The sequence below is a fragment of the Romboutsia maritimum genome, assembly GCF_002251085.2.
Taxonomy (GTDB): Bacteria; Bacillota; Clostridia; order Peptostreptococcales; family Peptostreptococcaceae; genus Romboutsia_B; species Romboutsia_B maritimum.
Genome location: NZ_NOJZ02000027.1, coordinates 1 through 24,219, shown reverse-complemented (window position 1 = coordinate 24,219; position 24,219 = coordinate 1). Strand labels below are relative to the sequence as shown.

At 28.4% G+C, this 24,219-nt stretch carries 24 protein-coding genes, 1 tRNA gene, 3 rRNA genes and 1 riboswitch; all 28 genes read left to right on the top strand.

Going from position 1 to position 24,219, the window contains the following annotated elements; genetic code table 11:
* A 23S ribosomal RNA gene (locus CHF27_RS11700) occupies positions 1-152 on the top strand; the annotation flags it as partial.
* 59 nt (positions 153-211) lie between these two features.
* Positions 212-285: transfer RNA gene (locus CHF27_RS11695), tRNA-Gly, on the top strand.
* 12 nt (positions 286-297) lie between these two features.
* Positions 298-414: ribosomal RNA gene (gene rrf / locus CHF27_RS11690) — 5S ribosomal RNA — on the top strand.
* Positions 415-573: 159 nt separating this feature from the next.
* Positions 574-1,809: a glutamyl-tRNA reductase gene (gene hemA / locus CHF27_RS11685; protein WP_095406003.1), complete on the top strand. Its 1,236-nt coding sequence runs from the start codon at positions 574-576 to the stop codon at positions 1,807-1,809.
* An 18-nt stretch (positions 1,810-1,827) separates the two neighbouring features.
* Positions 1,828-3,123 carry a glutamate-1-semialdehyde 2,1-aminomutase gene (hemL, locus tag CHF27_RS11680; protein ID WP_095406004.1) on the top strand — a complete coding sequence of 432 codons (1,296 nt, stop codon included), beginning with the start codon at positions 1,828-1,830 and terminating at the stop codon, positions 3,121-3,123.
* 262 nt (positions 3,124-3,385) lie between these two features.
* A complete protein-coding gene (gene cobT / locus CHF27_RS11675) occupies positions 3,386-4,432 on the top strand; it encodes a nicotinate-nucleotide--dimethylbenzimidazole phosphoribosyltransferase (protein WP_095406005.1) in 1,047 nt (348 codons plus the stop codon).
* A gap of 24 nt (positions 4,433-4,456) precedes the next feature.
* Entirely contained in the window at positions 4,457-5,017 is a 561-nt protein-coding gene (gene cobU / locus CHF27_RS11670) for a bifunctional adenosylcobinamide kinase/adenosylcobinamide-phosphate guanylyltransferase (protein WP_095406006.1), read from the top strand.
* Between the two features lie 4 nt (positions 5,018-5,021).
* Entirely contained in the window at positions 5,022-5,789 is a 768-nt protein-coding gene (gene cobS, locus CHF27_RS11665; RefSeq protein WP_095406007.1) for an adenosylcobinamide-GDP ribazoletransferase, read from the top strand.
* 22 nt (positions 5,790-5,811) lie between these two features.
* Positions 5,812-6,411, top strand: coding sequence for a histidine phosphatase family protein (locus CHF27_RS11660; RefSeq protein ID WP_243445008.1), 600 nt, complete (start codon positions 5,812-5,814; stop codon positions 6,409-6,411).
* An 11-nt stretch (positions 6,412-6,422) separates the two neighbouring features.
* A riboswitch (cobalamin riboswitch) is annotated at positions 6,423-6,605 on the top strand.
* Between the two features lie 141 nt (positions 6,606-6,746).
* Positions 6,747-8,261 (top strand): cobyric acid synthase, encoded by a 1,515-nt coding sequence (locus CHF27_RS11655; RefSeq protein ID WP_095406009.1) that lies wholly within the window; start codon positions 6,747-6,749, stop codon positions 8,259-8,261.
* Between the two features lie 9 nt (positions 8,262-8,270).
* The gene (locus CHF27_RS11650; RefSeq protein WP_095406010.1) at positions 8,271-9,635 is read left to right on the top strand and encodes a cobyrinate a,c-diamide synthase; all 1,365 of its coding nucleotides are present in this window, start codon (positions 8,271-8,273) and stop codon (positions 9,633-9,635) included.
* 1 nt (position 9,636) lies between these two features.
* Positions 9,637-10,599 (top strand): adenosylcobinamide-phosphate synthase CbiB, encoded by a 963-nt coding sequence (gene cbiB, locus CHF27_RS11645; protein ID WP_095406011.1) that lies wholly within the window; start codon positions 9,637-9,639, stop codon positions 10,597-10,599.
* Complete coding sequence (locus CHF27_RS11640; RefSeq protein ID WP_095406012.1) at positions 10,600-11,670, top strand: pyridoxal phosphate-dependent aminotransferase; 1,071 nt, start codon at positions 10,600-10,602, stop codon at positions 11,668-11,670.
* A 131-nt stretch (positions 11,671-11,801) separates the two neighbouring features.
* Positions 11,802-12,434 (top strand): cobalt-precorrin-8 methylmutase, encoded by a 633-nt coding sequence (locus CHF27_RS11635; protein ID WP_095406013.1) that lies wholly within the window; start codon positions 11,802-11,804, stop codon positions 12,432-12,434.
* 8 nt (positions 12,435-12,442) lie between these two features.
* Positions 12,443-13,591, top strand: coding sequence for a cobalt-precorrin-5B (C(1))-methyltransferase CbiD (cbiD, locus tag CHF27_RS11630; protein ID WP_095406014.1), 1,149 nt, complete (start codon positions 12,443-12,445; stop codon positions 13,589-13,591).
* On the top strand, positions 13,588-14,196 hold the full coding sequence (locus CHF27_RS11625; RefSeq protein ID WP_095406015.1) for a cobalt-precorrin-7 (C(5))-methyltransferase: 609 nt from the start codon (positions 13,588-13,590) through the stop codon (positions 14,194-14,196). The genes cbiD and CHF27_RS11625 overlap by 4 nt, the downstream gene beginning before the upstream one ends.
* Positions 14,186-14,746 carry a decarboxylating cobalt-precorrin-6B (C(15))-methyltransferase gene (locus tag CHF27_RS11620; RefSeq protein ID WP_095406016.1) on the top strand — a complete coding sequence of 187 codons (561 nt, stop codon included), beginning with the start codon at positions 14,186-14,188 and terminating at the stop codon, positions 14,744-14,746. Before CHF27_RS11625 ends, CHF27_RS11620 begins: the two co-directional genes overlap by 11 nt.
* Position 14,747: 1 nt before the next feature.
* Complete coding sequence (locus CHF27_RS11615) at positions 14,748-15,506, top strand: cobalt-precorrin-4 methyltransferase (RefSeq protein ID WP_199533665.1); 759 nt, start codon at positions 14,748-14,750, stop codon at positions 15,504-15,506.
* The gene (cbiG, locus tag CHF27_RS11610) at positions 15,490-16,602 is read left to right on the top strand and encodes a cobalt-precorrin 5A hydrolase (RefSeq protein WP_095406017.1); all 1,113 of its coding nucleotides are present in this window, start codon (positions 15,490-15,492) and stop codon (positions 16,600-16,602) included. Before CHF27_RS11615 ends, cbiG begins: the two co-directional genes overlap by 17 nt.
* Positions 16,599-17,324 (top strand): precorrin-3B C(17)-methyltransferase, encoded by a 726-nt coding sequence (gene cobJ / locus CHF27_RS11605; RefSeq protein ID WP_095406018.1) that lies wholly within the window; start codon positions 16,599-16,601, stop codon positions 17,322-17,324. The genes cbiG and cobJ overlap by 4 nt, the downstream gene beginning before the upstream one ends.
* Complete coding sequence (cobK, locus tag CHF27_RS11600; RefSeq protein ID WP_095406019.1) at positions 17,321-18,070, top strand: precorrin-6A reductase; 750 nt, start codon at positions 17,321-17,323, stop codon at positions 18,068-18,070. Before cobJ ends, cobK begins: the two co-directional genes overlap by 4 nt.
* A gap of 23 nt (positions 18,071-18,093) precedes the next feature.
* On the top strand, positions 18,094-18,894 hold the full coding sequence (locus CHF27_RS14495; RefSeq protein WP_095406020.1) for a sirohydrochlorin cobaltochelatase: 801 nt from the start codon (positions 18,094-18,096) through the stop codon (positions 18,892-18,894).
* Between the two features lie 21 nt (positions 18,895-18,915).
* Positions 18,916-19,623: a cobalt-factor II C(20)-methyltransferase gene (locus CHF27_RS14490; RefSeq protein ID WP_095406021.1), complete on the top strand. Its 708-nt coding sequence runs from the start codon at positions 18,916-18,918 to the stop codon at positions 19,621-19,623.
* 30 nt (positions 19,624-19,653) lie between these two features.
* On the top strand, positions 19,654-20,559 hold the full coding sequence (hemC, locus tag CHF27_RS11590) for a hydroxymethylbilane synthase (protein WP_095406022.1): 906 nt from the start codon (positions 19,654-19,656) through the stop codon (positions 20,557-20,559).
* A complete protein-coding gene (cobA, locus tag CHF27_RS11585) occupies positions 20,549-22,054 on the top strand; it encodes a uroporphyrinogen-III C-methyltransferase (protein WP_095406023.1) in 1,506 nt (501 codons plus the stop codon). Before hemC ends, cobA begins: the two co-directional genes overlap by 11 nt.
* A gap of 25 nt (positions 22,055-22,079) precedes the next feature.
* Positions 22,080-23,051 carry a porphobilinogen synthase gene (gene hemB / locus CHF27_RS11580; RefSeq protein WP_095406024.1) on the top strand — a complete coding sequence of 324 codons (972 nt, stop codon included), beginning with the start codon at positions 22,080-22,082 and terminating at the stop codon, positions 23,049-23,051.
* Positions 23,052-23,147: 96 nt separating this feature from the next.
* Complete coding sequence (locus tag CHF27_RS11575) at positions 23,148-23,738, top strand: precorrin-2 dehydrogenase/sirohydrochlorin ferrochelatase family protein (RefSeq protein ID WP_095406025.1); 591 nt, start codon at positions 23,148-23,150, stop codon at positions 23,736-23,738.
* A 175-nt stretch (positions 23,739-23,913) separates the two neighbouring features.
* Positions 23,914-24,219: ribosomal RNA gene (locus CHF27_RS11570) — 16S ribosomal RNA — on the top strand; the annotation flags it as partial.

Genomic DNA, 24,219 nt, shown 5'->3' with positions numbered 1-24,219 from the left:
GCTGAAAGCATCTAAGCGCGAAGCCTACTTCAAGATAAGATTTCCCACCGTAAGGGTAAGATCCCAGGAAGACTACCTGGTTGATAGGTCGAAGGTGTAAGTGCAGTAATGTATTTAGCTTAACGATACTAATAGATCGAGGACTTGACCAAGAATTAAAATGATAATTCCTAAATGTATGCAGTTTTCAAAGTATTAATTAAAAAAATATGCGGGTGTAGCTCAATGGTAGAGTTCCGGCCTTCCAAGCCGGCTGTGAGGGTTCGATCCCCTTCACCCGCTCCAAATAAAAGATTATGTGGTTATAATAGCAAAGAGGATACACCTGTTCCCATTCCGAACACAGAAGTTAAGCTCTTTAGCGCTGATGGTACTTGGAGGGCAACCTCCTGGGAGAGTAGGACATAGCCACGTAGTCTTTTTTTATTTTTTGTAAAAAAGAAATAAAATTCTATAAAAAAATTTAAATAAAAAATAGTTAAAGAATTAGAGATATATATAAATTTACAAAATACATATGTGGAGTTATACTATTAAGGGGGAATAGATAAATCAATAGTGTGGAGGTTGGTTATGAACATAGGAGTTGTAGGGGTGAATCATAATTTAACTCCGATAAATGTGAGAGAAAAAGTATCTTTTACAGATACAAAAAAAATAGAGGCTATAAATTTATTGCTAGATAAAGAGATAGATGAAGTTGTTATATTATCAACATGTAATAGAAGTGAAATATATATTAAAGCTGAAAATATAGCTGAAAAAATAAAAATAGTTGAAGAATTTTATGAAAGTTTTTTTAATTCTGAAGGAATAAAAGAATATCTATTTACAAAGATAGATAAAGATGTTTTAGAGCATTTATTTGAAGTTACATCAGGCTTAGACTCTATAGTATTAGGAGAAGATCAGATACTGGGACAAGTTAAAGATGCTCATGATTTTTCTATGAAACTTGGAGCTAGTAAAAAATTATTTAATAAACTATTTAGAGAAGCTATAACTACAGCTAAAAATATAAAAAATACTACGAAAATATCTCAGCAACCACTATCGATAAGTTATATAGGAGTTAAATTTTTAGAAGATAAAATAGGATCATTAGATGGGAAAAATGCTTTAGTAGTGGGAATTGGTAAGATGAGTAAATTAACTATGAAACATTTAGAAGAGCAGAAGATAAATACTATATATGTGGCAAATCGAAGTTATGAGAAATTTACTGAAATACAAGATTTATATAACAATATAGTACCTATAAAATATGAAGATAGATATAAAATTCTTAAAGATGTTGATATAGTAATAAGTGCTACAGCATCCCCACACATAGTAATAAAATATGAAGACATTCCTAATATTGAAAGAAACATATTTATGATGGATATAGCACTTCCAAGAGATATTGAACCTAAAATAAATGAATTACCAAATATAGAAGTTTATGACATAGATGATTTAAAGAAAATTCACGATGAAAATGATGAAAAAAGAAGAGAATTAGCAAGTATTGCACATTCTATGATTCAAGAAAGTATTAAAGATTTTATAGAATGGGAAGAGTTAACTCAGACTGATCATACAATACAATCTTTGAATGATAAATGCATGGAAATAAGAGAAGATACATTAGAATATATTTTTAGAAAAGTTGAACTTAATGGTAGAGAGCAAAAAATCATTGATAAAATGATGGCATCAGCTCTTAAAAGACTTGTAAGAGAGCCTATAATCAATTTAAAGAAAGTAAAGGATAAAGGAAAAAGAGAAGAATATATAAAACTTGTAGAAGAGTTATTTCAACTTTAATTGTGGGAGGAAATACATATGAATAATAAAAAATCAGCACAAATATATCAAGAAGCAACTAAATATATGCCAGGTGGAGTAAACAGTCCAGTTAGAGCATTTAAATCAGTAGGATTAAATCCTTTGTTTATAGAGAGAGCACAAGGAAGTAAAATATATGATGTGGATGGAAATGAATATATAGATTATATATGTTCTTGGGGACCTCTTATGTTAGGTCATAGTCCAAGTCAAATAGTAGATGGAATAGAAGAAATAATAAAAAAAGGTACAAGTTATGGAGTTCCTACTAAAATTGAAGTAGATATGGCAAAAATTATAGTAGAAGCTTATCCTGCTATAGATCAGGTTCGTATGGTTAATTCAGGAACAGAAGCTACAATGAGTGCATTAAGAGTTGCAAGAGCATTTACAAAGAGAAATAAAATTTTAAAATTTGAAGGATGTTACCATGGGCATTCTGATGCGTTATTAGTTAAATCAGGTTCAGGAACTATAACATATGGAGTTCCAACAAGTCCAGGAGTACCTGATGATGTCGTGAAAGATACGTTAGTTTGTAGATACAATGATTTAGATGCAGTTAGAGATATATTTGAAGAGTATGGAAATGAAATTGCAGCAGTTATAGTAGAAACTGTATCTGGAAATATGGGTGTTGTTCCTGGTAAACAAGAATTTTTACAATTATTGAGAGATATAACTAAAGAATATAACTCAGTTTTAATATTTGATGAGGTAATAACAGGATTTAGATTACATTATAATAGTTCTGTTGGTTATTTTGGAATAAATCCAGATATGGTTTGTTTTGGTAAAATCATAGGAGCAGGTTTACCAGTAGGAGCGTATGGCGGGAAGAAAGAAATTATGGATATGGTCTCACCTGTAGGACCTGTTTATCAAGCAGGAACATTATCAGGGAACCCTCTAGCAATGTATATGGGTAAAAAAAATCTAGAAATATTAAGAGATAATCCTCAAATATATACAGAACTAGAAAGAAAAGCTACAAAACTAGCAGAAGGATTAAAATCTAATATAGAAAAATTAGGTTTAGATTATACTGTTAATAGAGCTGGTTCTCTAGTTTGCCTATTCTTTGCAAAAGGTCCAATAAACAATTATGAAGATGTTACAAAATGTGATATATCTAAGTTTAATAAATACTTTAAGGAAGTATTGAAAAGAGGAATACTTTTAGCTCCAACTCAATTTGAAGCAATGTTCTTATCAAATGCTCACACAGATGAGGATATAGAATATACAATTAAAGCTATATATGAAGCATTGAAAATATCTCATAATCTTTAAGAAAATACTATAAAAAGTAAGAAAATATAAGATTTTTGTCAGTTTTAATATAAAAATTAAAGGATATATACATATAATGTAGAATAATTTAGTTAGTATAATATTTTTTTAACGAATAAGTAAAATACTTATTATGTTATGTATATGTAAATAGAAATTAGATATTAAAATAGATAAGGCAAAATAGGACTTGATTATAAAACCTAGCCTTTTAGGCTAGGTAAATTATTTTATATACAAAAGACATTGAGAGGGGAAAAAAATGAGTTTATTAGAGAGTATATCTAGAAATATATATTCATTAGATAAAACTTCCATTGAACAAGCCAAACAAAGATTAGATAGGCTTATTAAGCCAAAGGGTAGTCTTGGTAAAATGGAAGATATTTGTATGCAATTAGCTGGTATATATGAATCAAAATATTTTGATTCATCTAAGAAAGTTGTAATAGCTTTTGCAGGTGACCATGGTGTATATGAAGAAGGTGTAGCACCTGATCCTCAAAATATAACAGTATTGCAATTTCCTAATTTCGCAAAAGGATTATGTGGAGTAGGAACAATATGCAAATACGTAGGTGCAGATGTAGTAGCTGTAGATGTAGGTATAAATTGTGATGAAAAATTAGAAGGAGTTTTAGATTATAAGATAAGAAAAGGTACTTCTAATATGGCAAAAGGACCAGCTATGACTAGACAGGAAGCAATAAGATGTTTAGAAATTGGAATTGAAATGTCAGAAAAATGTATAGAAAAAGATTATAAAGTTATAGGAATAGGAGAAATGGGTATAGCTAATACAACTCCAAGTACTGCTATAATTTCTACAATTGTAGGTTGTGATCCTTCAGAAATAACTGGAATAGGGGCAGGACTTAAAAAAGAAAAATTAAAGCACAAAGCAGATGTAATCAGAAAAGCCATAGAATTAAATAATCCTAATCCTACAGATGGAGTAGATGTTTTAGCTAAAGTAGGTGGATTTGAAATAGGTTCAATGGCAGGAGTTATATTAGGATGTAGTGCTAATAGAATACCTGTTGTAATAGATGGCTTTATATCATATGCTGCAGCTTTAATAGCATACAAAATAAATCCTAAAACTAGAGAGTATATGATAGCATCTCATTCATCAGCTGAACTTGGAACTAATAAAGTTTTAGAAATTTTAAAACTAAGTCCTGTATTAAATATGGATATGAGATTAGGAGAAGGAAGCGGAGCTGCTCTAGCATTTGATATAATAGAAGCTTCAAATTATACATATAAAAATATGGCAACATATGATGAAGTAGATATGGGAAGATAATAGTTTTTAGCGAGGAGAATTAATATGAGCAATATTATTTTAGTAACAGGTGGTGCAAGATCTGGGAAAAGTAATTTTGCAGAATCATTATGTAAAAGTAGAAATAATAAAACCGCATATATAGCAACATCAATACCATTTGATGAAGAGATGAAAGATAGAGTTAGAAAACATAAGGAAAGTAGACCTCAAAATTGGACTACATATGAAATTTATAAAGACATCTACTCTATAGTTAAAGAGATAGCCAACAATCATAAGACTATAATACTAGATTGTGTAACTTTGTTAGTTAATAATTTAATGTTTTCTTATGATATAGATGTAGATGATGCAAACTCAAATCAAATAAACCAACTAGAAATTTATATAAAAGACCAAGTAATTAAATTGTTAGAAGAAACTAAAAAAACAGATTTATATGTTGTATTAGTAACGAACGAACTAGGAATGGGAATCGTACCAGGAAATAAACTTAGTAGAGTATACTCAGATATAGTAGGTAGGGTTAATCAATATATAGCATCACAAAGTGATGAAGTATATTTTGTAGTGAGTTCGATACCTATGAAGATAAAGGGGTAAAGATATGAAAAGATTTATTTCAATTTTACAGTTTATGACTAGAATTCCTATTAATATAGATACTGGTTTTGATGAAGAATTTCATAAAACAATAGTATATTTTCCGCTAGTTGGATTTGTACTTGGAATATTAATGTTTTTAGTTGGATATGTTTGTAATTATGTTTTTGAACCACTTATATGTTCAGTATTAATTACTTTGTCAAGTGTAATTCTTACAGGTGGTTTACATATTGATGGATTAGGTGATACCTTTGATGCAATATATAGCTATAGAGATAAAGAAAAAATGCTTGAGATAATGAAAGATTCTAGATTGGGAACAAATTCACTTTTAGCCATAGTATTTTTGATTTTACTTAAAGTATCGTTTATATATAGTATTATCAATGCAGGATACTTATGGATGATAATATTTATGCCAGTAACATCAAGACTAGGAGTAATTTTAATGACATATAAGACTAAAAGTCCTAGAGAAAAAGGGATGGGTAATTTATTTATAGGAAAAGCGACTAAGAAAATGTTTATAACTGCAATTTTATATACAATTTTACTAATTGTAGTATTAGGAAAAATGCTCTTTTTAGCACCTAATATAGCAATTTTAAAAATGTTAATTTCTATATTTATAATATTTTTATTTAATGAATTATTCAAAAGACATATATACAAAAAAATTGATGGAGTAACTGGAGATATACTAGGTTGTACTATAGAACTTGGAGAAGTTATATACATAATATCAATTTACATGTTATTATCAATATAACCTTAAAAGAGGTGATATCTTGGTGAAGTTAATATTAGTACGACATGCATTAACAAATGATAATCAAAGTAATAGATTATCAGGACACATAGATAGCTTAATAAGTGAAAAAGGAAAAATTCAAATAGAAAAAATTACAGAATTTTTAAAAGATATACATATAGATAGAATATATACGACAACATCCAAAAGAACAAAGGATACAGTAAAAAAATTAGCTCAGTTAAAATCACTAGAAATAATAGAAAATGAATTTTTAAAAGAAATTAGTTTTGGTGATTTTGAAGGAAAAACTTTTGATGAGATAAAAGTTGAATATCCTAACGAGTTTCAAAAAATAATAAATGAGGGATATGAGTACAAATATCCTAATGGAGAGAGTTTAATAGACTCTTATCAAAGAGTAGTAAAAGAGATAGATAAAATCATTTTAGATAATAAAGACAGCACAGTACTTATCTGTTCTCATGGAGGAACTATAAGGAATCTAATAACGTATTTGATAACAAATAGCTACAAATATCATTGGAATTTTAGGATTGATAATGCTTCAGTTACTATTTTAGAAATAGAAGATGGATTTACAGTTATTAACACAATGAATAATACAAATTTTATCTAGCCTTAAAAATCGAATATTAGATTAAATTAGGTTCTTAATAGAAAGAAGAATTAATAGGGAAAAAGGTTAAATGCCTTTGCAGCCCCCGCTACTGTAATACTGACGAAACTATAAATTGCCACTGTCATTTGATGGGAAGGTGTAGGAGTAGGGTGAAGTTAAGCCAGGATACCTGCCTAATTTAATTTATTGATAGATCTTCGGGGTGAGAGATTTTTATTTATATATACAAATAAAAGTCCTAACTCTAGAGAGTTGGGACTTTTTTGAATATTCAGTAAATTACCTTAAGTAGAATTGTATAAAAATCAAATCTAGAAAAAGGAAGTGAAAAAATGGGCAAGAAAATAATGTTACAAGGAACAGCTTCTAATGTTGGAAAAAGTATAATTTCAGCTGGATTATGTAGAATTTTTAAACAAGATGGATATAGTGTAGCACCTTTTAAATCACAAAATATGGCTCTAAATTCTTTTATAACAAAAGAGGGACTTGAAATGGGTAGAGCTCAAGTTTTTCAAGCAGAAGCTTCAAAAATAGAACCAACTGTAGATATGAACCCTATACTATTAAAACCATCAGGAAATCATAGATGCCAAGTAATTGTAAAAGGCAAAGTTAGAGAAGATATGAGTTCTAGTAAGTATCATGATTATAAATTAGAATTAGTAGATATATTAAAAGAAACATTTGATGGATTAAGCAACAAATACGATATTGTAGTTATGGAAGGAGCAGGAAGTACTGCTGAGATAAATTTAAAAGATAGAGATATCGCTAATATGGGAATGGCAGAAATAGCAGATGCACCTGTAATAATAGTAGGGGATATAGATAGAGGTGGGGTATTTGCCTCAATATCGGGAACTATGCTTTTACTAGATGAGAAAGAAAGAAAAAGAGTTAAAGGTGTAATAATTAATAAATTTAGAGGAAAAAAAGAGCTCCTTTATGAAGGAGTAAAGATGCTAGAAGATATTATAAAGGTTCCTGTTTTAGGCGTTGTTCCATATACTGATATAAAAATAGAAGATGAAGATAGTGTAACTACTAGATTTAAAAATAAAATGAAAAAAAATGATATAAATATAGAAATAATTAGAACTCCTCATATGTCTAATTTTACAGATTTCAATATATTTGAAACACAAGAAGATGTAAGTATTAGATATGTAGATTTTGGAGAATCTCTTGGAAATCCAGATGTTGTTATAATACCAGGGACTAAAAGTACAATAGATGATCTTAAATATATAAGAGACAGTGGAATAGAACCTCAGATAAAAGATTTACACAAAAAAGGAAAACTTATATTTGGTATTTGTGGAGGATATCAAATGCTAGGGAAAAAACTAAAAGACCCTTATCATGTAGAAGGTGAAGTTGAAGAAATTGAAGGAATTGGACTTTTAGATACAGAGACAGTATTTGGAAACGAAAAAACTACAACACAGGTAGAAGCTACTATATGTAATAATTTAAATGGATATCTTGAAAATTTAGGAAATAAAAAAGTAAAAGGATATGAAATACATATGGGGTTAACTTCTAGGGGTGAAGTACATAGTTTAGACACAATAAATAAAAAATTAGATGAAGTAGTTAATTATACTGAAGGAAGTATAAATAAAGAGTGTAATGTAGTAGGAACTTATATTCATGGAATATTTGATGAAATAGATTTTACTAGAACGTTGTTGAATAATATAAGAACAAAAAAAGGATTAGAAGTAATTGACAGTAAAGTTAGTTCTTTTGAAGATTTTAAAGATAAAGAATATGATAAATTAGCAGACTTTTTAAGAGAGCATCTAGATTTAGAAAAAATATATGAAATTATGAATGATTAGGTGAGTGCCATGAAAAAAATTTTAATTGCAGGAACAAACAGTGGGGTAGGAAAAACGACTATATCACTAGGAATAATGCAAGCCCTTACAAAAAGAAATATGGAGGTACAACCATACAAGGTTGGTCCAGATTATATAGATCCTTCATATCATACATTTATAACAAATAGAAATTCTAGAAATTTAGATTCATATATGTTAGATGATGAAAAAATTAAATATATAGTATCAAAAGCTTCTAAAGATGCAGATATATCAGTTATAGAGGGTGTTATGGGATTATATGATGGGATTGGAATTGACTTAGATAATTGTACAAGTTCTCATACATCTAAAATTTTAAAGGCACCAGTTATATTAGTTATAAATGGCAAAGCTATGGCAGCATCTAGTGCAGCTATGGTGTTAGGATATAAACAATTAGATAATGATGTAAATATAAAAGGTGTAATAGTTAATAATGTAAAATCCAAGAGTCATTATGAGATAATAAAAAAGGCTATAGAAGAATATTGCAATATCGAAGTTTTGGGATATTTTCCACCAAATAATGAGTTTTCATTAGAATCAAGACATCTAGGTTTGATACCAAGTGTAGAAATTGACTCACTTAAAATAAAATTTAATAACTTAGCAAGTGAAATTGAAAAATATATAGACATAGATAGAATAATTGAAATTTCAGAAACACAAGAAATAGAAAGTAACTTTAAATTAGATAGTTTTGTAAAAGAGAATTTTTCTAAAGGCAAATCTATAGCAATAGCATATGATAAAGCATTTAATTTTTATTATAGAGAAAATATAGAACTTTTAGAGAAATTAGGCTTAGAAATAAAATATTTTAGTCCTCTTAAAGACAGTGAAATTCCAGAAGCTGATTATATTTATATAGGAGGGGGATTTCCTGAAATTTTTGCAAAAGAAATTGAAGATAATAAATCAATGAGGGATTCTATAATTAAAGCTCATGAAAAAAATATTCCTATATACGCAGAGTGTGGTGGACTTATGTATTTAGGTGATAGCCTAATAGATCAACAAAATAATAAATATAATATGGTAGGAATATTTAATGGTACAAGTAAAATGACGTCATCTTTAAAAAGATTTGGTTATTGTTACGGACAAGCTAAACAAAATACGGTTTTATCTAAGATTGATGAAATTATAAAGGGGCATGAATTTCATCATTCAATATTTGAAACTAACGAGCCTTGTGCTTATACAATGATAAAAACAAGAGATGGAGAAGTTGTAGATGAATGGGATGGGGGATATAGCAAAGGAAATACATTAGCTACATATTTACATACACATTTTTATAACAACTTAACTTGTATACAAAACTTTTTAAGTAAAGGAAATAAGTAATATGAATGTATTGTCTATTTATACAGGATATATATTAGACTTGGTCATTGGGGATCCGTACTCTTTTCCCCATCCAGTTAGATATATAGGCAAACTAATAAAAATAATTGAAAAAAATATAAGAAAAATTGTAAGAACTCCAAAAGCTTTAAAAATAAGTGGATTTATATTGTGGGCTTTGACTGTAGGAATAACATATTTAATAACATATTTAGTAGTTGAGCTATCGGGATTTAATCAAGTAGTATATTTTATAGCTAATTCAATAATAATCTATACAACTTTAGCAACTAAGTGTTTAAAAGATGAAGCTATAAAAATTTATAATGTTTTAAAAACAGGAGACTTAGAAAAGTCAAGAATTCAACTTTCTTATATAGTTGGAAGAGATACAGCTAATTTAACTAAACCTGAAATTATAAGGGCAACAGTAGAAACAGTAGCTGAAAATACAGTTGATGGAATTATTGCACCGATGTTTTATGCATTCATAGGAGGGGCACCATTAGCAATGGCATATAAAGCAATAAATACACTTGACTCAACTGTTGGATATAAAAATGAGAAATACATGGATTTAGGATTTGCATCTGCAAAAATTGATGATATTGCAAATTATATACCAGCAAGAATATCAGTAATTCTTATGACTATAGGAAGTTTGATATTAGGATATGATTATAAAAAATCTTTTAAAATATCAATTAGAGATAGAAAGAATCATAAAAGTCCAAATTGTGCATTCTCAGAAGGAGCAGTAGCAGGAGCACTAGGAGTTCAATTAGGCGGGACTAACATTTATTTTGGAAAAGAAGTATATAAACCGACTATAGGAGATAAAAACAGAGAGATACAAACTGACGATATAGTTAAGACAAATAGAATAATGTATGCTACATCTATAACTTCAATGTTAATATTTACATTAATTTATGTAGCTATATTCTATAAAAGGGGGATGTAGATGAAAGAATTAGGTCATGGAGCAGATGTCAATAATATTGCATCAATTTACAATATAGATCCAAAAAATATAATAGATTTTAGTTCAAATATAAATCCAAATGTAATACCTAATTTAGATAAGTATGTTATAGAAGGATTAAAAGAATGTAGAAGTTATCCAGATATAAGTTATATGAATCTAAGAAAAAACATATCTGAATATATAAATGTAAATAAAGATTTTATAATTCCTGGAAATGGAGCTACTGAAATAATTTACTTATTAATGAAAAGTATAAATAAAAGGTTAGCTATATTAAATCCTACCTTTTCTGAATATAAAAGAGCTGCTATATTAAATAATCTAGAAGTAATTGATTTACAACTTAATAAAGAAAATAATTTTGAAGTAAATATAGAATTAATAAAAGAAAATATAGATTCATTTGATAGCTTATTTATATGTAACCCTAATAATCCGAATGGAAAGGTTAAGTATTTGCAAGAGTTACTAAACGTAATTAAACAAAATAATAAGTTACTTATAGTTGATGAAACATTTATGGAATTTGTTGAAAATGAAGAAGATTATAGTTTGATTAAATATATAAATCAATATGAAAATTTATTCATAATTAAGGCAGTTACTAAATTTTTTGGATTACCAGGTTTAAGACTAGGTTATGCAGTTACAAGTAATAAGAATTTAATAGAAAAAATTTATAACTACAAAGAGCCGTGGACTATTAATTCATTTGCAGACAATTTATCCAACTACATATTTAAAGATAGTGAGTATATAAAAACTAGTAAAAATTATTACGTTAAAGAAAGATCATATATGATAAAAGCCTTAAAAGGTATAAATAATTTAAAAGTATATGATACAGATACAAATTTTATTTTATTAGAACTAACTAATAAAAAATCAAAACAATTAAAAGATGAGTTATTAAAAGATAAGAATATACTCATAAGAGACGCTTCTAACTTTATTGGGTTAGATGAGAGGTTTATAAGAGTAGCAATTAAATCTCACGAGGAAAATGAAATTCTTATAAAACAAATGAAAGTTGCATTAGGAGATTAGTATGAAAGCTTATGGAATATGTCCAGCATCTTGTGGAGAATCTGTTTATTAAGACAAGCTAAAATAGATTCAATTTATAATAAAATTTATACCTCAAAAATAATTGACGGTGGAATTTGGGAGGAAATACAATGCAGTACATCAAAAATCCTATGATGATAGAAGAAAAAAGCTTTGAAATTATTCAAGGTATAATAGATGAAATAAGACCGGGATACGAATTTAAAAATGAAGTAGAAGAAAAAATAATAAAACGTGCAATTCATACTACGGCTGATTTTGATTATTTAGATATATTAAAAATATCAGATACAGCAGTAAATAGCTTAGTAGATGCATTAAAAAATAATGCAACAATATATACAGATACTAATATGGCGTTAAGTGGAATAAATAAAAAAAGATTAGATGATTTAGGATGTAAATATAAATGTCTAGTTGCCCAAGAACAAACAGCATCGTTAGCAAAAGAAAAAGGTATAACTCGTTCTATGGCAGCTGTAGAAATAGCAGCTAAAGAAGAAGGAAGAAAAATATTTGTATTAGGAAATGCTCCAACAGCACTATATAAAGTTATGGAAATGAGAAATTTAGAAAAATTAAATTTAGATGCAGTTGTAGGAGTTCCAGTAGGATTTGTAGGTGCAGCGGAATCTAAAGATGAACTAGAAAAAACAGATATACCGTTCATAATATCTAAAGGTAGAAAAGGTGGAAGTAATTTAGCAGCAGCTATAATTAATGCTATTTTATATTCTATGTAGGTTTTATTATGAAAGAGTATGTATATATTGATGGGAAAAAATATAGAAGAGGATATACAACAGGTTCTTGCGCAGCAGCAGCAGCAAAAGCAGCAACACAGATGTTAATAGCAAAGAATAAAATAGATGTTATAAATATAGATACTCCAAAGGGGATTCCTTTAACTTTAAAAGTTAAACATATAAAAGTTTATGATAACTATGTAGAATGTGCTATCGAAAAAGATGGTGGAGATGACATAGATGCAACTCATACTATGGATATATTTGCAAAGGCAGAATTTATAAAAAGAGCAAATGACGAAGATATCATAGTTTGTGGTGGTATAGGAGTTGGGGTGGTTACTAAAAGGGGATTAAGTGTAGAAGTTGGACAACCTGCAATTAATCCAGTGCCGATGAGAATGATACATACTGAAGTGAGAAAAATTATAGGACAAGATATAGAAGATATCATAGGCGAAAATAAATCCTTAAAAATAACTATATCAGCACCAAAAGGAGTAGAAATAGCAAAGAAAACATTTAATCCTAGACTAGGTATAGTTGGAGGAATATCAATTTTAGGGACTACTGGTATTGTGGAACCTATGAGTGATGAAGGATGGAAAAAATCTTTGTCTATAGAACTTCAAATGAAAAAAGAACAAGGTTTAGACAAGATAATTTTGGTTCCAGGAAATCATGGAGAACAATTTATAAAAGATCAATTAAAATTAGATATGAAATATGTAGTTAGAACTAGTAATTTTATAGGATATATGCTAAAGGAAGCTCAAAGAATTGGGTATAAGAAAATACTGATGGCTGGGCACATAGGAAAGTACATAAAAATATCAGCTGGAATATTTAATACACATAGTAAGGTAGCAGATGCAAGAAGTGAAATATTAGTTTCTAACTTAGCTATGATGAAAGCACCATATGAGTTTTTAGAAAAAATAAGCGAATGTGTGACTGCAGAAGGTGCAGTTGAAGTTATAGATGATAGTGAATATACTAAAATCTATAATATTATAAGTAATAAATGTAAGGATAGAATTGATAAATACCTATTGGATGATGAAATAGATGTAGAAGTAATGATGTTTAGAATGGATAAAACATTGTTAGGAAAATCAGAAGGTGCTGATTCATTAGTGGAGGTATTTAGATGATAAATGTAATAGGTCTAGGACCTGGAAATGAAAATTATATAACTAAATTAGGTGAAAACTTAATTGAAAATTCTGATGTATTAATTGGAGGAAAAAGAAATCTAGAAACTATTAAAGATTTTAAAGGTAAAAAAATAGTTCTAGGTTCTAATTTAAAAGAAATTGTAGAATACATAAATAATAATATAGAAAAAAAGATATCTGTAATTGCATCAGGCGATCCATCTATATATGGAATAAGTAAATATTTATCTGAAAATATTGATACTAAAAATTTAAATATAATATCTGGTATAAGTTCTCTTCAATATATATTTTCAAAAATATATGTTGATATGAATGATTTGTATATTACTAGTAGTCATGGTAAAGTACCTGATTTTGATTATATACTTTCACATAAAAAAGTATGTATGGTGACAGATAGTAAAATAGGGCCACATAAAATAAGTAAGGAAATATTAAATAGAAATTTAAAAAGAACTATAGTGGTAGGAGAAAACTTGTCTTATGACAATGAAAGAATAACTATAGGAAGTCCAGAGGATATATTAAATATCGAAGACTTTGACATGAATGTGGTGGTGATTTTAGATGAAAAATAGTGAGTTTATAACAGGTAAAGTACCTATAACAAAAGAAGAGGTTAGGGCTATATCTATAAATAAATTGGATTTAGTAAATGCAAGAACATTTATTGATGTAGGTGCGGGGACAGGAAGTGTAACTGTTGAAGCTGCATATCATTATCCAAATTTGGAAGTTATATCAATAGAGCGTAATGATGAGGCACTAGATCTTATAAATAAAAACATAAATAAATTTAATTTAAAAAATGTTAGTGTAATAAAAGGATATGCACCAATAGATATAAATAAAAAAGTAGATTCAATTTTTATTGGAGGCACAGGTGATAACCTAGAAGAAATAATACTATGGTCAAAAGAACTTCTAAATAAAGGTGGAAAGCTAGTTGCAAATTTTATCATAGTAGATACATTTAATGAAACTTTAAAATTATTAAGAGAGCATGGATTTGAAAATTTAGATGTATCTGTGCTAAATGTTTCTAAGTTAGAAAGACTGGGAAAAGGTGAATATTTTAAACCTTTAAACCAAATTTACATAATATCTTGCGAAAAAGGGGTAGATTAACATGAATATTAATAAAGTACATTTTGTAGGAGCTGGACCAGGGGATAAGGAATTAATAACATTAAAAGGATATAAGCTTTTAAGTAATGCAGATGTTGTAATATATGCAGGTTCATTAGTTAATCCTGAATTATTAGAGTATTGTAAAGAAGGATGTGAAATACACAATAGTGCACATATGGATTTACAACAAATAATAGATGTGATGGAAAAGGGAATAAAGGAAGATAAATCTGTTATTAGATTACAAACAGGAGACTTTTCTATATATGGTTCTATAAGAGAACAAGTTGAAGATTTAAATAAATTAGATATAGGATATGATTGTACACCAGGAGTAAGTTCATTTTTAGGAGCGGCTTCAGCTTTAGGTGTGGAATATACAGTTCCAGAAATATCACAAAGTGTTGTTATAACTAGAATGGAAGGAAGAACACCAGTACCAGAAAAAGAATCTATAGAATCTTTTGCAAAACATCAAACTTCTATGGTTATATTCCTATCAGTTCAAGAAATTGAAAAGGTAGTATCAAGATTAATAGATGGAGGATATCCAGAAACAACTCCTATTGCAGTTGTATATAAAGCTACTTGGGAAGATGAAAAAGTAGTTAAAGGAACATTACAAAACATAGCTCAAAGGGTTAAAGAAAATAATATAACAAAAACTGCATTAATAATGGTAGGGGAGTTCTTAGGAAAAGATTATAACAATTCAAAATTATATGATAAGGACTTTAAGCATGAATATAGATTCTAATATTGCTATAGTCTGTATAACGGAAAATGGAAAGAAATTAGCTTGTAAAATAAAATCACTATTATCTGATGGAGATATCTATTTTATTAAAAATAAAATAGATATCATATCGGACAATAATAATAAAAATATAATAAAAATAAAAGAAAATGAAACAGATATTTATAAAGTACATAAAAGGCTAAAGTTTTTTATAGAAGATATATTTGATAAATATGATTATATAGTTTTTATAATGGCTACAGGCATTGTGGTTAGAACTATAGCACCATTAGTTAATAATAAGTTTTCAGATCCGGCGATATTAGTAACAGATGAAAAAGGAACAAATATTATTAGTTTATTAAGTGGTCATATGGGTGGAGCTAATGAAATGACATTAAGAATAAGTAAGTTACTAAGTTCTAATCCAGTTATAACTACAGCAACTGATGTAAATAAAAAATCATCATTAGATATGATAGCTAAAAAACTTAATGGACATATTGAAAATTTTAGAGATAACGTAAAAAATATAAATTCTATGTTGGTTAATAATGGACAAGTTGGTTTATATATTGATGGAAATTATAATATAGATATTAGAGGATTTATATTACTAGATAATAACATTACATTAAAACAACATTGCATAGAAAATATAGAAAAACTAGACCAAATTGTAGTAGTTACAAATAAAAGAAAAATTATAAATGATAGTAAAATTATAAAAGTAGTACCAAAAGATATTGTTATTGGTATTGGATGCAGGAAGAATATAGATAGCAAACTTTTGAAAGATTCGCTAGAAGACTTTATGAATGTTAATGATATAGATATAAATGCTATAAAAGAAATTGGTAGTATAGAAATAAAAAAAGATGAACAAGCGATAATTAATTTAAGTAAATACTTAGGTGTTCCTTTTAAAGTTATTTCTGTTGAAGATATATCCAAAGTAGATCATTTATTTGAAAAATCAGAATGGGTGAAGAAAAATGTGGGTGTGTATTCAGTAGCAGAGCCAGTAGCACATATATTGAGTCACAATAATTTGATAATAGAAAAACAAAAATATAAAGGAATAACTTTTTCAGTGGGGAGATTAAAGATATGATATACGTTATAGGAATTGGACCAGGTAGCAAAGAAATGATGACTTTAGAGGCTATAAATGCAATGGAAGATGCTGATGTTATAGTAGGTTATAAAACATATATAAATTTAATAACTGAATTTATAGAAGGAAAAGAAGTAGTTCAAAATGGAATGAGACAAGAAATAGATAGATGCAAAAATGCTGTAGAAATAGCTAAAACTGGTAAAAAGGTTGCAGTTATAAGTAGTGGAGATGCTGGGATTTATGGAATGGCAGGACTTATTTTAGAATTAGTTTCTAAAGAAAAAGAAGATATAAAAGTGAAAATAGTACCAGGAGTTACAGCAAGTATAGGAGCAGCAGCAATTTTAGGAGCGCCTATAATGCATGATTTTTGTCATATAAGTTTAAGTGATTTATTAACACCTTGGGAAGTTATAGAAAAAAGATTAAGATTAGCGGCAGAAGCTGATTTTGTAGTATGTTTATATAACCCAAGAAGTAAAGGTAGAAGTGAACACTTAGCTAAAGCATTTAAAATAATGGGTGAATTTAAAGATGGTTCTACACCTGTAGGAATAGTAAAAGATGTAGGTAGAGAAAAACAAGAAAAATTTGTTTGTACTTTTGACTCTATGGATTTTGAAAGAGTTGACATGACGACTATGGTTATAATTGGAAACAAATCTACTTTTATACATGAAGATCAAATGATAACTCCAAGAGGTTATACAGTATGATTTTAGTTTTAGGTGGAACATCTGACAGCTTAGCAATATGTGATGAATTAAATAAAGACGTTAATAAAAGTTATATACTTTCAGTTACAACAGAGTATGGAAAGGATCTTGCGAGTATTTATTCTAAAAATATAATACTAGGAAAACTTACTAAGGATGATATGGTTGCTTTTATCAAAGAAAATAATATTGAAACAATAATTGATGCAACTCATCCGTATGCAGTGGAAGTGTCTAAAAATGCTATTGAATGTTCTAAAATAACAAATATAGATTACATTAGATATGAAAGAAAATCATTAATAGAAGATATAACTTATAAAAATATATTTGTAGTTGATGACATAGATGAAGCTTGTGAGATAGCAAATGAAAAAGGAAATACAATTTTTATAGGTACTGGAAGTAAAAATTTAAATCAATATATAGAAAAAGTACCAAATAAAAAATTAATAGCAAGAGTACTTCCAACAAGTGAAGTATTAATAAGTTGTGAAAAATTAGGTTTAAATGGAGATAACATAATTGCTATGAAGGGTCCATTTAGTCAATGTCTAAATGAAGAAACATATAAGCAATATAAAATAGATTTAGTAATTACAAAAGAAAGTGGAGTAGCAGGAGGATTTTTAGAAAAAGTATTAGCCTGTGAAAAATTAAATATACCAGTAGTAATAATACGAAGAGAAAAAATAAATTATCCTAGCGTTATACATGATATAAAACAAATAACGTTAGTATTATAAATTTAGTGTAGGGAGGTTGTCACATGAAAAAGGCAATTTTAGTAGTAAGTTTCGGAACAAGCTATGAAGAAACAAGGAAGAAGACAATAGAGGCATGTGAAAATAAGATACGTGAAAAGTTAGAAGGATATGATTTCTTTAGAGCGTATACTTCAAATATGATAATAAACAAACTAAAAAAAAGAGACGATATTTGTATAGATAATCCAAAACAAGCATTAGAAAGACTTTATAGTGAAGGTTATGAAGAGGTAATTGTTCAGACACTTCATATTATATGTGGGGAAGAATTTAATAAATTAAAAGAGCAAATAGAAAACTATAAACCAAAATTTAAAAATTTAATATTGGGAAGACCGTTATTAACATACATAGATGATTATAAAGAAACAGTAGCAGCTATAGAAAATCAAATACCAAAAATAGATAAAGGTGAAGCTATAGTATTTATGGGACATGGAACATATCATGAGTCACACTCAGCATACCCAGCTATTGAATATATGATAAGAGATCACGGAATAAATGCATATGTAGGTACTGTTGAAGGTTATCCAGAATTAAATCATGTAATAAAAAAATTAAAAGAAAATAATATAAAAATAGTACATTTAATGCCACTTATGTTAGTAGCAGGAGATCATGCTATAAATGATATGGCTAGTGATGAAGAAGATTCATGGAAGACTATATTAGAGGAACAAGGATTTGAAATAATAGTTCACTTAAAAGGATTAGGTGAAAATATCTTAATACAAGATAAATTTGTTAGACATACTTGTGATAGCATAGAGTTATTAAATAAAGTAGAAAGTATATGTTAAATAATAGGAGGATATTTTAAGATGGCAAAATTTTATGGAATAGGAACAGGACCTGGGGATAGTTCATTATTAACAGTTAAAGCAGTAGAGACTTTGAAAAATTTAGATGTTCTTTATACACCTGAAGCTAAAAAGGGTGGAGAAAGTTTAGCATTATCTATAGTTAGCAAATATCTTCCTGAAAGTTTAGAAATAAAATCAAGACATTTCCCTATGAATTTTGAAAGCGGAGAAAAAATATTAGCATGGGATAAAGTGGCACAAGAAATTATAGAAGATGTAAAAGAAGGTAAGGATGTAGGTTTTATAACATTAGGTGACCCTATGATTTATAGTACTTATGTATATGTAATGGAAAGATTAATAGGAGAAGTAGATGTAGAGACAATACCGGGAATTTCTTCTTTCTCTAATATAGCTTCTAATCAAAACTTCCCTTTAGTAATGGATAAAGAGCCATTAATAATAATGCCTTGTACAATAGAAGAAGAGAAAATAGACTATGCTTTAAGAAATTACAGCTCTATAGTACTTATGAAAGTTTATAAGAATTTCAAAAATATAGTACAAAAGTTAGAAGAAAATAACTTAATAGACAATGCAATTTTAGTTAGTAATTCTTCTCAAGACAGTGAAGCGGTATATACTGATTTACGAGATATTCATTTAGAAGAAAAAATATCATATTTTTCAACTATATTGGTAAATAAAGAGAATAAAGTAGGATAGACCAAGAGAGTAGTCAAAAGGAGATTTGAGATGAAAATAGTAGTAGGAACTAGAGGAAGTAAATTAGCACTTACACAAACTAAGTGGGTTATAAGTGAATTGAAAAAAAAGCATCCTCATATAGATTTTGAGTTAAAAATAATAAAAACTAAGGGAGATATAGTTCAGCATATAACTTTAGATAAAATCGGGGATAAAGGACTTTTTGTAAAAGAGATAGAGCAACAGTTAATAGATAAAGAAATAGATATGGCTGTACATAGTATGAAGGACATGCCATCTTCTCTACCAGATGGATTGAAATTTGCAAGTATACCAAAAAGAGAAGACCCAAGAGATGTTTTAATATTAAGAGAATTATATAAAACTATAGATGATTTACCTAAAGGTGCAACTATAGGTACAGGTAGTAAAAGAAGAAAATATCAACTATTAAAATATAGACCAGATTTAAATATAGTTCCTATAAGAGGAAATATAGATACTAGAATAAAAAAAATTGAAGATGAAAATTTAGATGGAGTAGTGTTAGCAGCAGCAGGTGTTCTAAGAGCGGGGTTAGAAAAAAATATAAGTTCTTATTTACCTGTAGATATAATGATACCTGCACCATCACAAGGAGCTTTAGCTATAGAAATTAGACAAGATAATTTTGAAGTTGAAAATATAATAAGTTGTTTTAGAGATGAAATAACTGAAATTCAAGTTGAAGCTGAAAGAGGATTCTTAGATGGAATCAACGGAAGTTGTCATATTCCTATGGGTGCTTATTGTACTGTTAATGATGATGATATAAATTTAGTAGGTCTATTTGGAGATGAAGAGGGTAGAAAAATAGTTATAAATTCTTTAAAAGGAAAAGCATCATCTGCAAGAGAAGTAGGGCTTGAATTAGCAAAACTAATTTTAAAGGAGCATGAAAACTATGAAGGGTAAAGTTTATTTAGTTGGGGCAGGACCAGGGGATTATAAATTATTAACATTAAAAGGATTAGAATGTATAAAAATTGCTGATGTTATAGTTTATGATAGATTAGCGAATATAAACTATTTAAAAGAAGCTAAACCTAACTGTGAATTTATATATGTTGGTAAAGCTTCAAGTAATCATACATTGCCACAAGATGATATAAATAAAGTTATTGCAGCTAAAGCAAAAGAAGGAAAAATAGTAACTAGACTAAAGGGTGGAGACCCATATGTGTTTGGAAGAGGTGGAGAAGAAGCTGAAGTTCTTGTGTCTGAAGGAATAGAGTTTGAAGTGGTTCCAGGAATAACTTCTGCAATTGGTGGATTATGTTACGCAGGAATTCCAATAACTCATAGAGACCATGCATCTTCTTTTCATGTAATAACAGGACACTTAAGAGATGATGACAAAGAAAATGAAGAACTTAATTGGAATGCTTTAGCAAATACTAAAGGTACTTTAGTGTTTTTAATGGGAGTAGCTAATATAAAAAAAATTAGTGAAAATTTAATTAAAGAAGGTAAGGATAAAGAAACACCAGTAGCGCTTATAAGTTGGGCTACAAGATATAATCAAAGGGTAGTTACATCAACATTAGAAAATGTATATGAAACAGCAATAAAAGAAAATGTTAAGCCACCAACGCTTATAGCTATAGGAAGTGTTGTTGGTTTAAGAGAAAATTTAAATTTCTTTGAGCAAAAACCTTTATTTGGTAAAAATGTCATGGTAACTAGATCTAGAACTCAAAGTAGTAGTTTAGTAGAAAAAATTATGGACCTAGGTGGAAATTCAATAGAAGTACCTACTATAAAAATAGAAAAAATAGAAAATAATTTAGAGTTAGAAAATGAAATTAATAAGATTAATGAATATACTTATTTAGTTTTAACTAGTAAAAATGGAGTAGATATATTCTTTGATAAATTAAATGAAATGGGAAAAGACTCTAGAGCGCTAGCAAATTTAAAAATTTGTGCTATAGGAACTGCTACAGCAAAAGAAATAGAAAATAGAGGTGTTAAACCTGATATAATTCCTGAAAAGTTTATTGCAGAATATTTATTTGAAGAACTAAAACCAAAATTAAAGACTAATGATAAAATATTAATTCCTAGGGCAAAAAATGCTAGAGATTATTTAGTAAATAAATTAAGCGAAATATGTCAAGTTAAAGAAATTCATACATATGAAACAGTTATAGATAATAGTAAAAAAGAAGAGGTTCTAGAGTTAATAAACGAAGGAAACATAGATTATATTACTTTTGCAAGTTCATCAACAGTAACTAATTTTGTTGAATTAATAGGGAAAGTTAATATAGATAAATTAGAAAATATAAAAATTATATCGATAGGACCAATAACTTCAAATACAGCTAAAGAATTAGGTATAAATATATATAAAGAAGCAACTGTAGCTACTATAGATGGAATGATTGAGATAATTAAGAAAGATTAAGTATAAGCAATATTGGAGGATAATAATGTTAAGAAGACCTAGAAGATTAAGAGCTAATAAAGCAATAAGAAATTTGGTAAGGGAAACAAAATTAAATGTAGAAGATTTAATATATCCTTTATTTATAGTAGAAGGTGAAAATGTAAAAAAGGAAATATCATCTTTACCAGGTGTTTATCATTTTTCAATTGATAAGCTAGAAGAAGAAATAAAAGAGATTAGAGAATTAGGCATAGAGCATGTGATTTTATTTGGAATACCTCATGACCATGACAAAGATGAATATGGAAAAGAAGCGTACAATGATAAAGGCATTGTTCAAAGAGCAATTAGAAAGATAAAAGAAATAGATAGCGAAATGAATGTAATTACGGATGTCTGTATGTGCGAATATACTAGCCATGGCCATTGTGGAATATTAAAAGAAAATGGTTATGTAGATAACGATAAAACTTTAGAATATTTAGCTAAAACAGCGTTAAGTCATGTAAAAGCAGGAGCAGATATGGTTGCACCATCTGATATGATGGATGGAAGAATACAAGCTATAAGAGAGGTATTAGATAAAGATGGATTTGAACATATAGGTATTATGGCTTATAGTGTTAAATACGCGTCTACTTTTTATGGACCATTTAGAGAAGCTGCTAATTCAGCGCCTTCATTTGGAGATAGAAAAACATATCAAATGGACCCAGCTAATAGCAATGAAGCTTTAATAGAATCAGAGTTAGATGTATTAGAAGGTGCAGATATATTAATGGTTAAGCCAGCACTATCTTATTTAGATGTAATAAGAAGGGTTAAAGATAATTTTGACTTACCTCTTGCTGCCTATAGTGTAAGTGGAGAATATGCTATGCTTAAATCGGCAGTTCAAAATGGAATATTAAGCGAAGGGGCTATATATGAATCTATTATGTCTATAAAAAGAGCAGGAGCAGATATAATAATAACTTACTTTGCTAAGGATTTAGCTAAAATGCTTAAAAAATAGTATTTTTAATTATTAAAATTGAAGTAAATAAGAATAAGTGTAGAATATTATTTAGAACTTATTTTTATTTACTTTTTTTATGAAAGGGGAAAGTTTATGTTTTATCCAATTAACTTTAAAATAGAAGATGTAAAAGTAACTATTATAGGTGGTGGAAAGGTTGCGTATAGAAAGTGTAAGAACTTTTTAGATTTTGGAGCATTAGTAAAAATAATATCAACTGATTTTATAGATGAATTTAATGATATTAATGAAAAAGTTGAATTTATAAAAAATTCATATAAAGAAATATATATAAAAGATAGTTATATAGTAGTAGCAGCGACAAATAATAAAAAGATAAATGAAGAAATAGGAATATATTGTAGGAATAATGGAAAACTAGTGAATGTAGTTGATAATATAGATATATCTAATTTTACAGTACCTTCGTATGTAAAAAGAGGAGATTTGCTAATTAGTGTATCTACTGGAGGAAAAAGTCCTTCCTTATCATCTAAGATAAAAAAAGAGTTAGAAGATAAATATGATGATAGCTACGAAGAATATATAGAACTATTAGGTAATATAAGAAATGAAATTATAAAAAAATATGAAAATATATCAGAACGAAAAAAGCTACTTAATGGACTGGTAAATCTAAGTTTAGAAGAATTAAAAGAAATAAGTTTGAATTATTTTAAATAAAATTTAAAAAAACTATTGACCAAATTAGTTTAAGGTGGTAAAGTATTACTTGTCCTTAAGAAAAGGGCAAACAAGAAAAAATGAACTTTGAAAATTAAACAGTAGGTTAATTTATAGAATTTGAAACAACCAAACAAAGCCAGATATATAACAGTATCTGAGCCCATCAAAACTTTTATTTGAGAGTTTGATCCTGGCTCAGGATGAACGCTGGCGGCGTGCCTAACACATGCAAGTCGAGCGATTCTCTTCGGAGAAGAGCGGCGGACGGGTGAGTAACGCGTGGGTAACCTGCCCTGTACACACGGATAACATACCGAAAGGTATGCTAATACGAGATAAAGTGCTATGAAGACATCTTCGAAGCACCAAAGCTTTAGCGGTACAGGATGGACCCGCGTCTGATTAGCTAGTTGGTAAGGTAACGGCTTACCAAGGCGACGATCAGTAGCCGACCTGAGAGGGTGATCGGCCACATTGG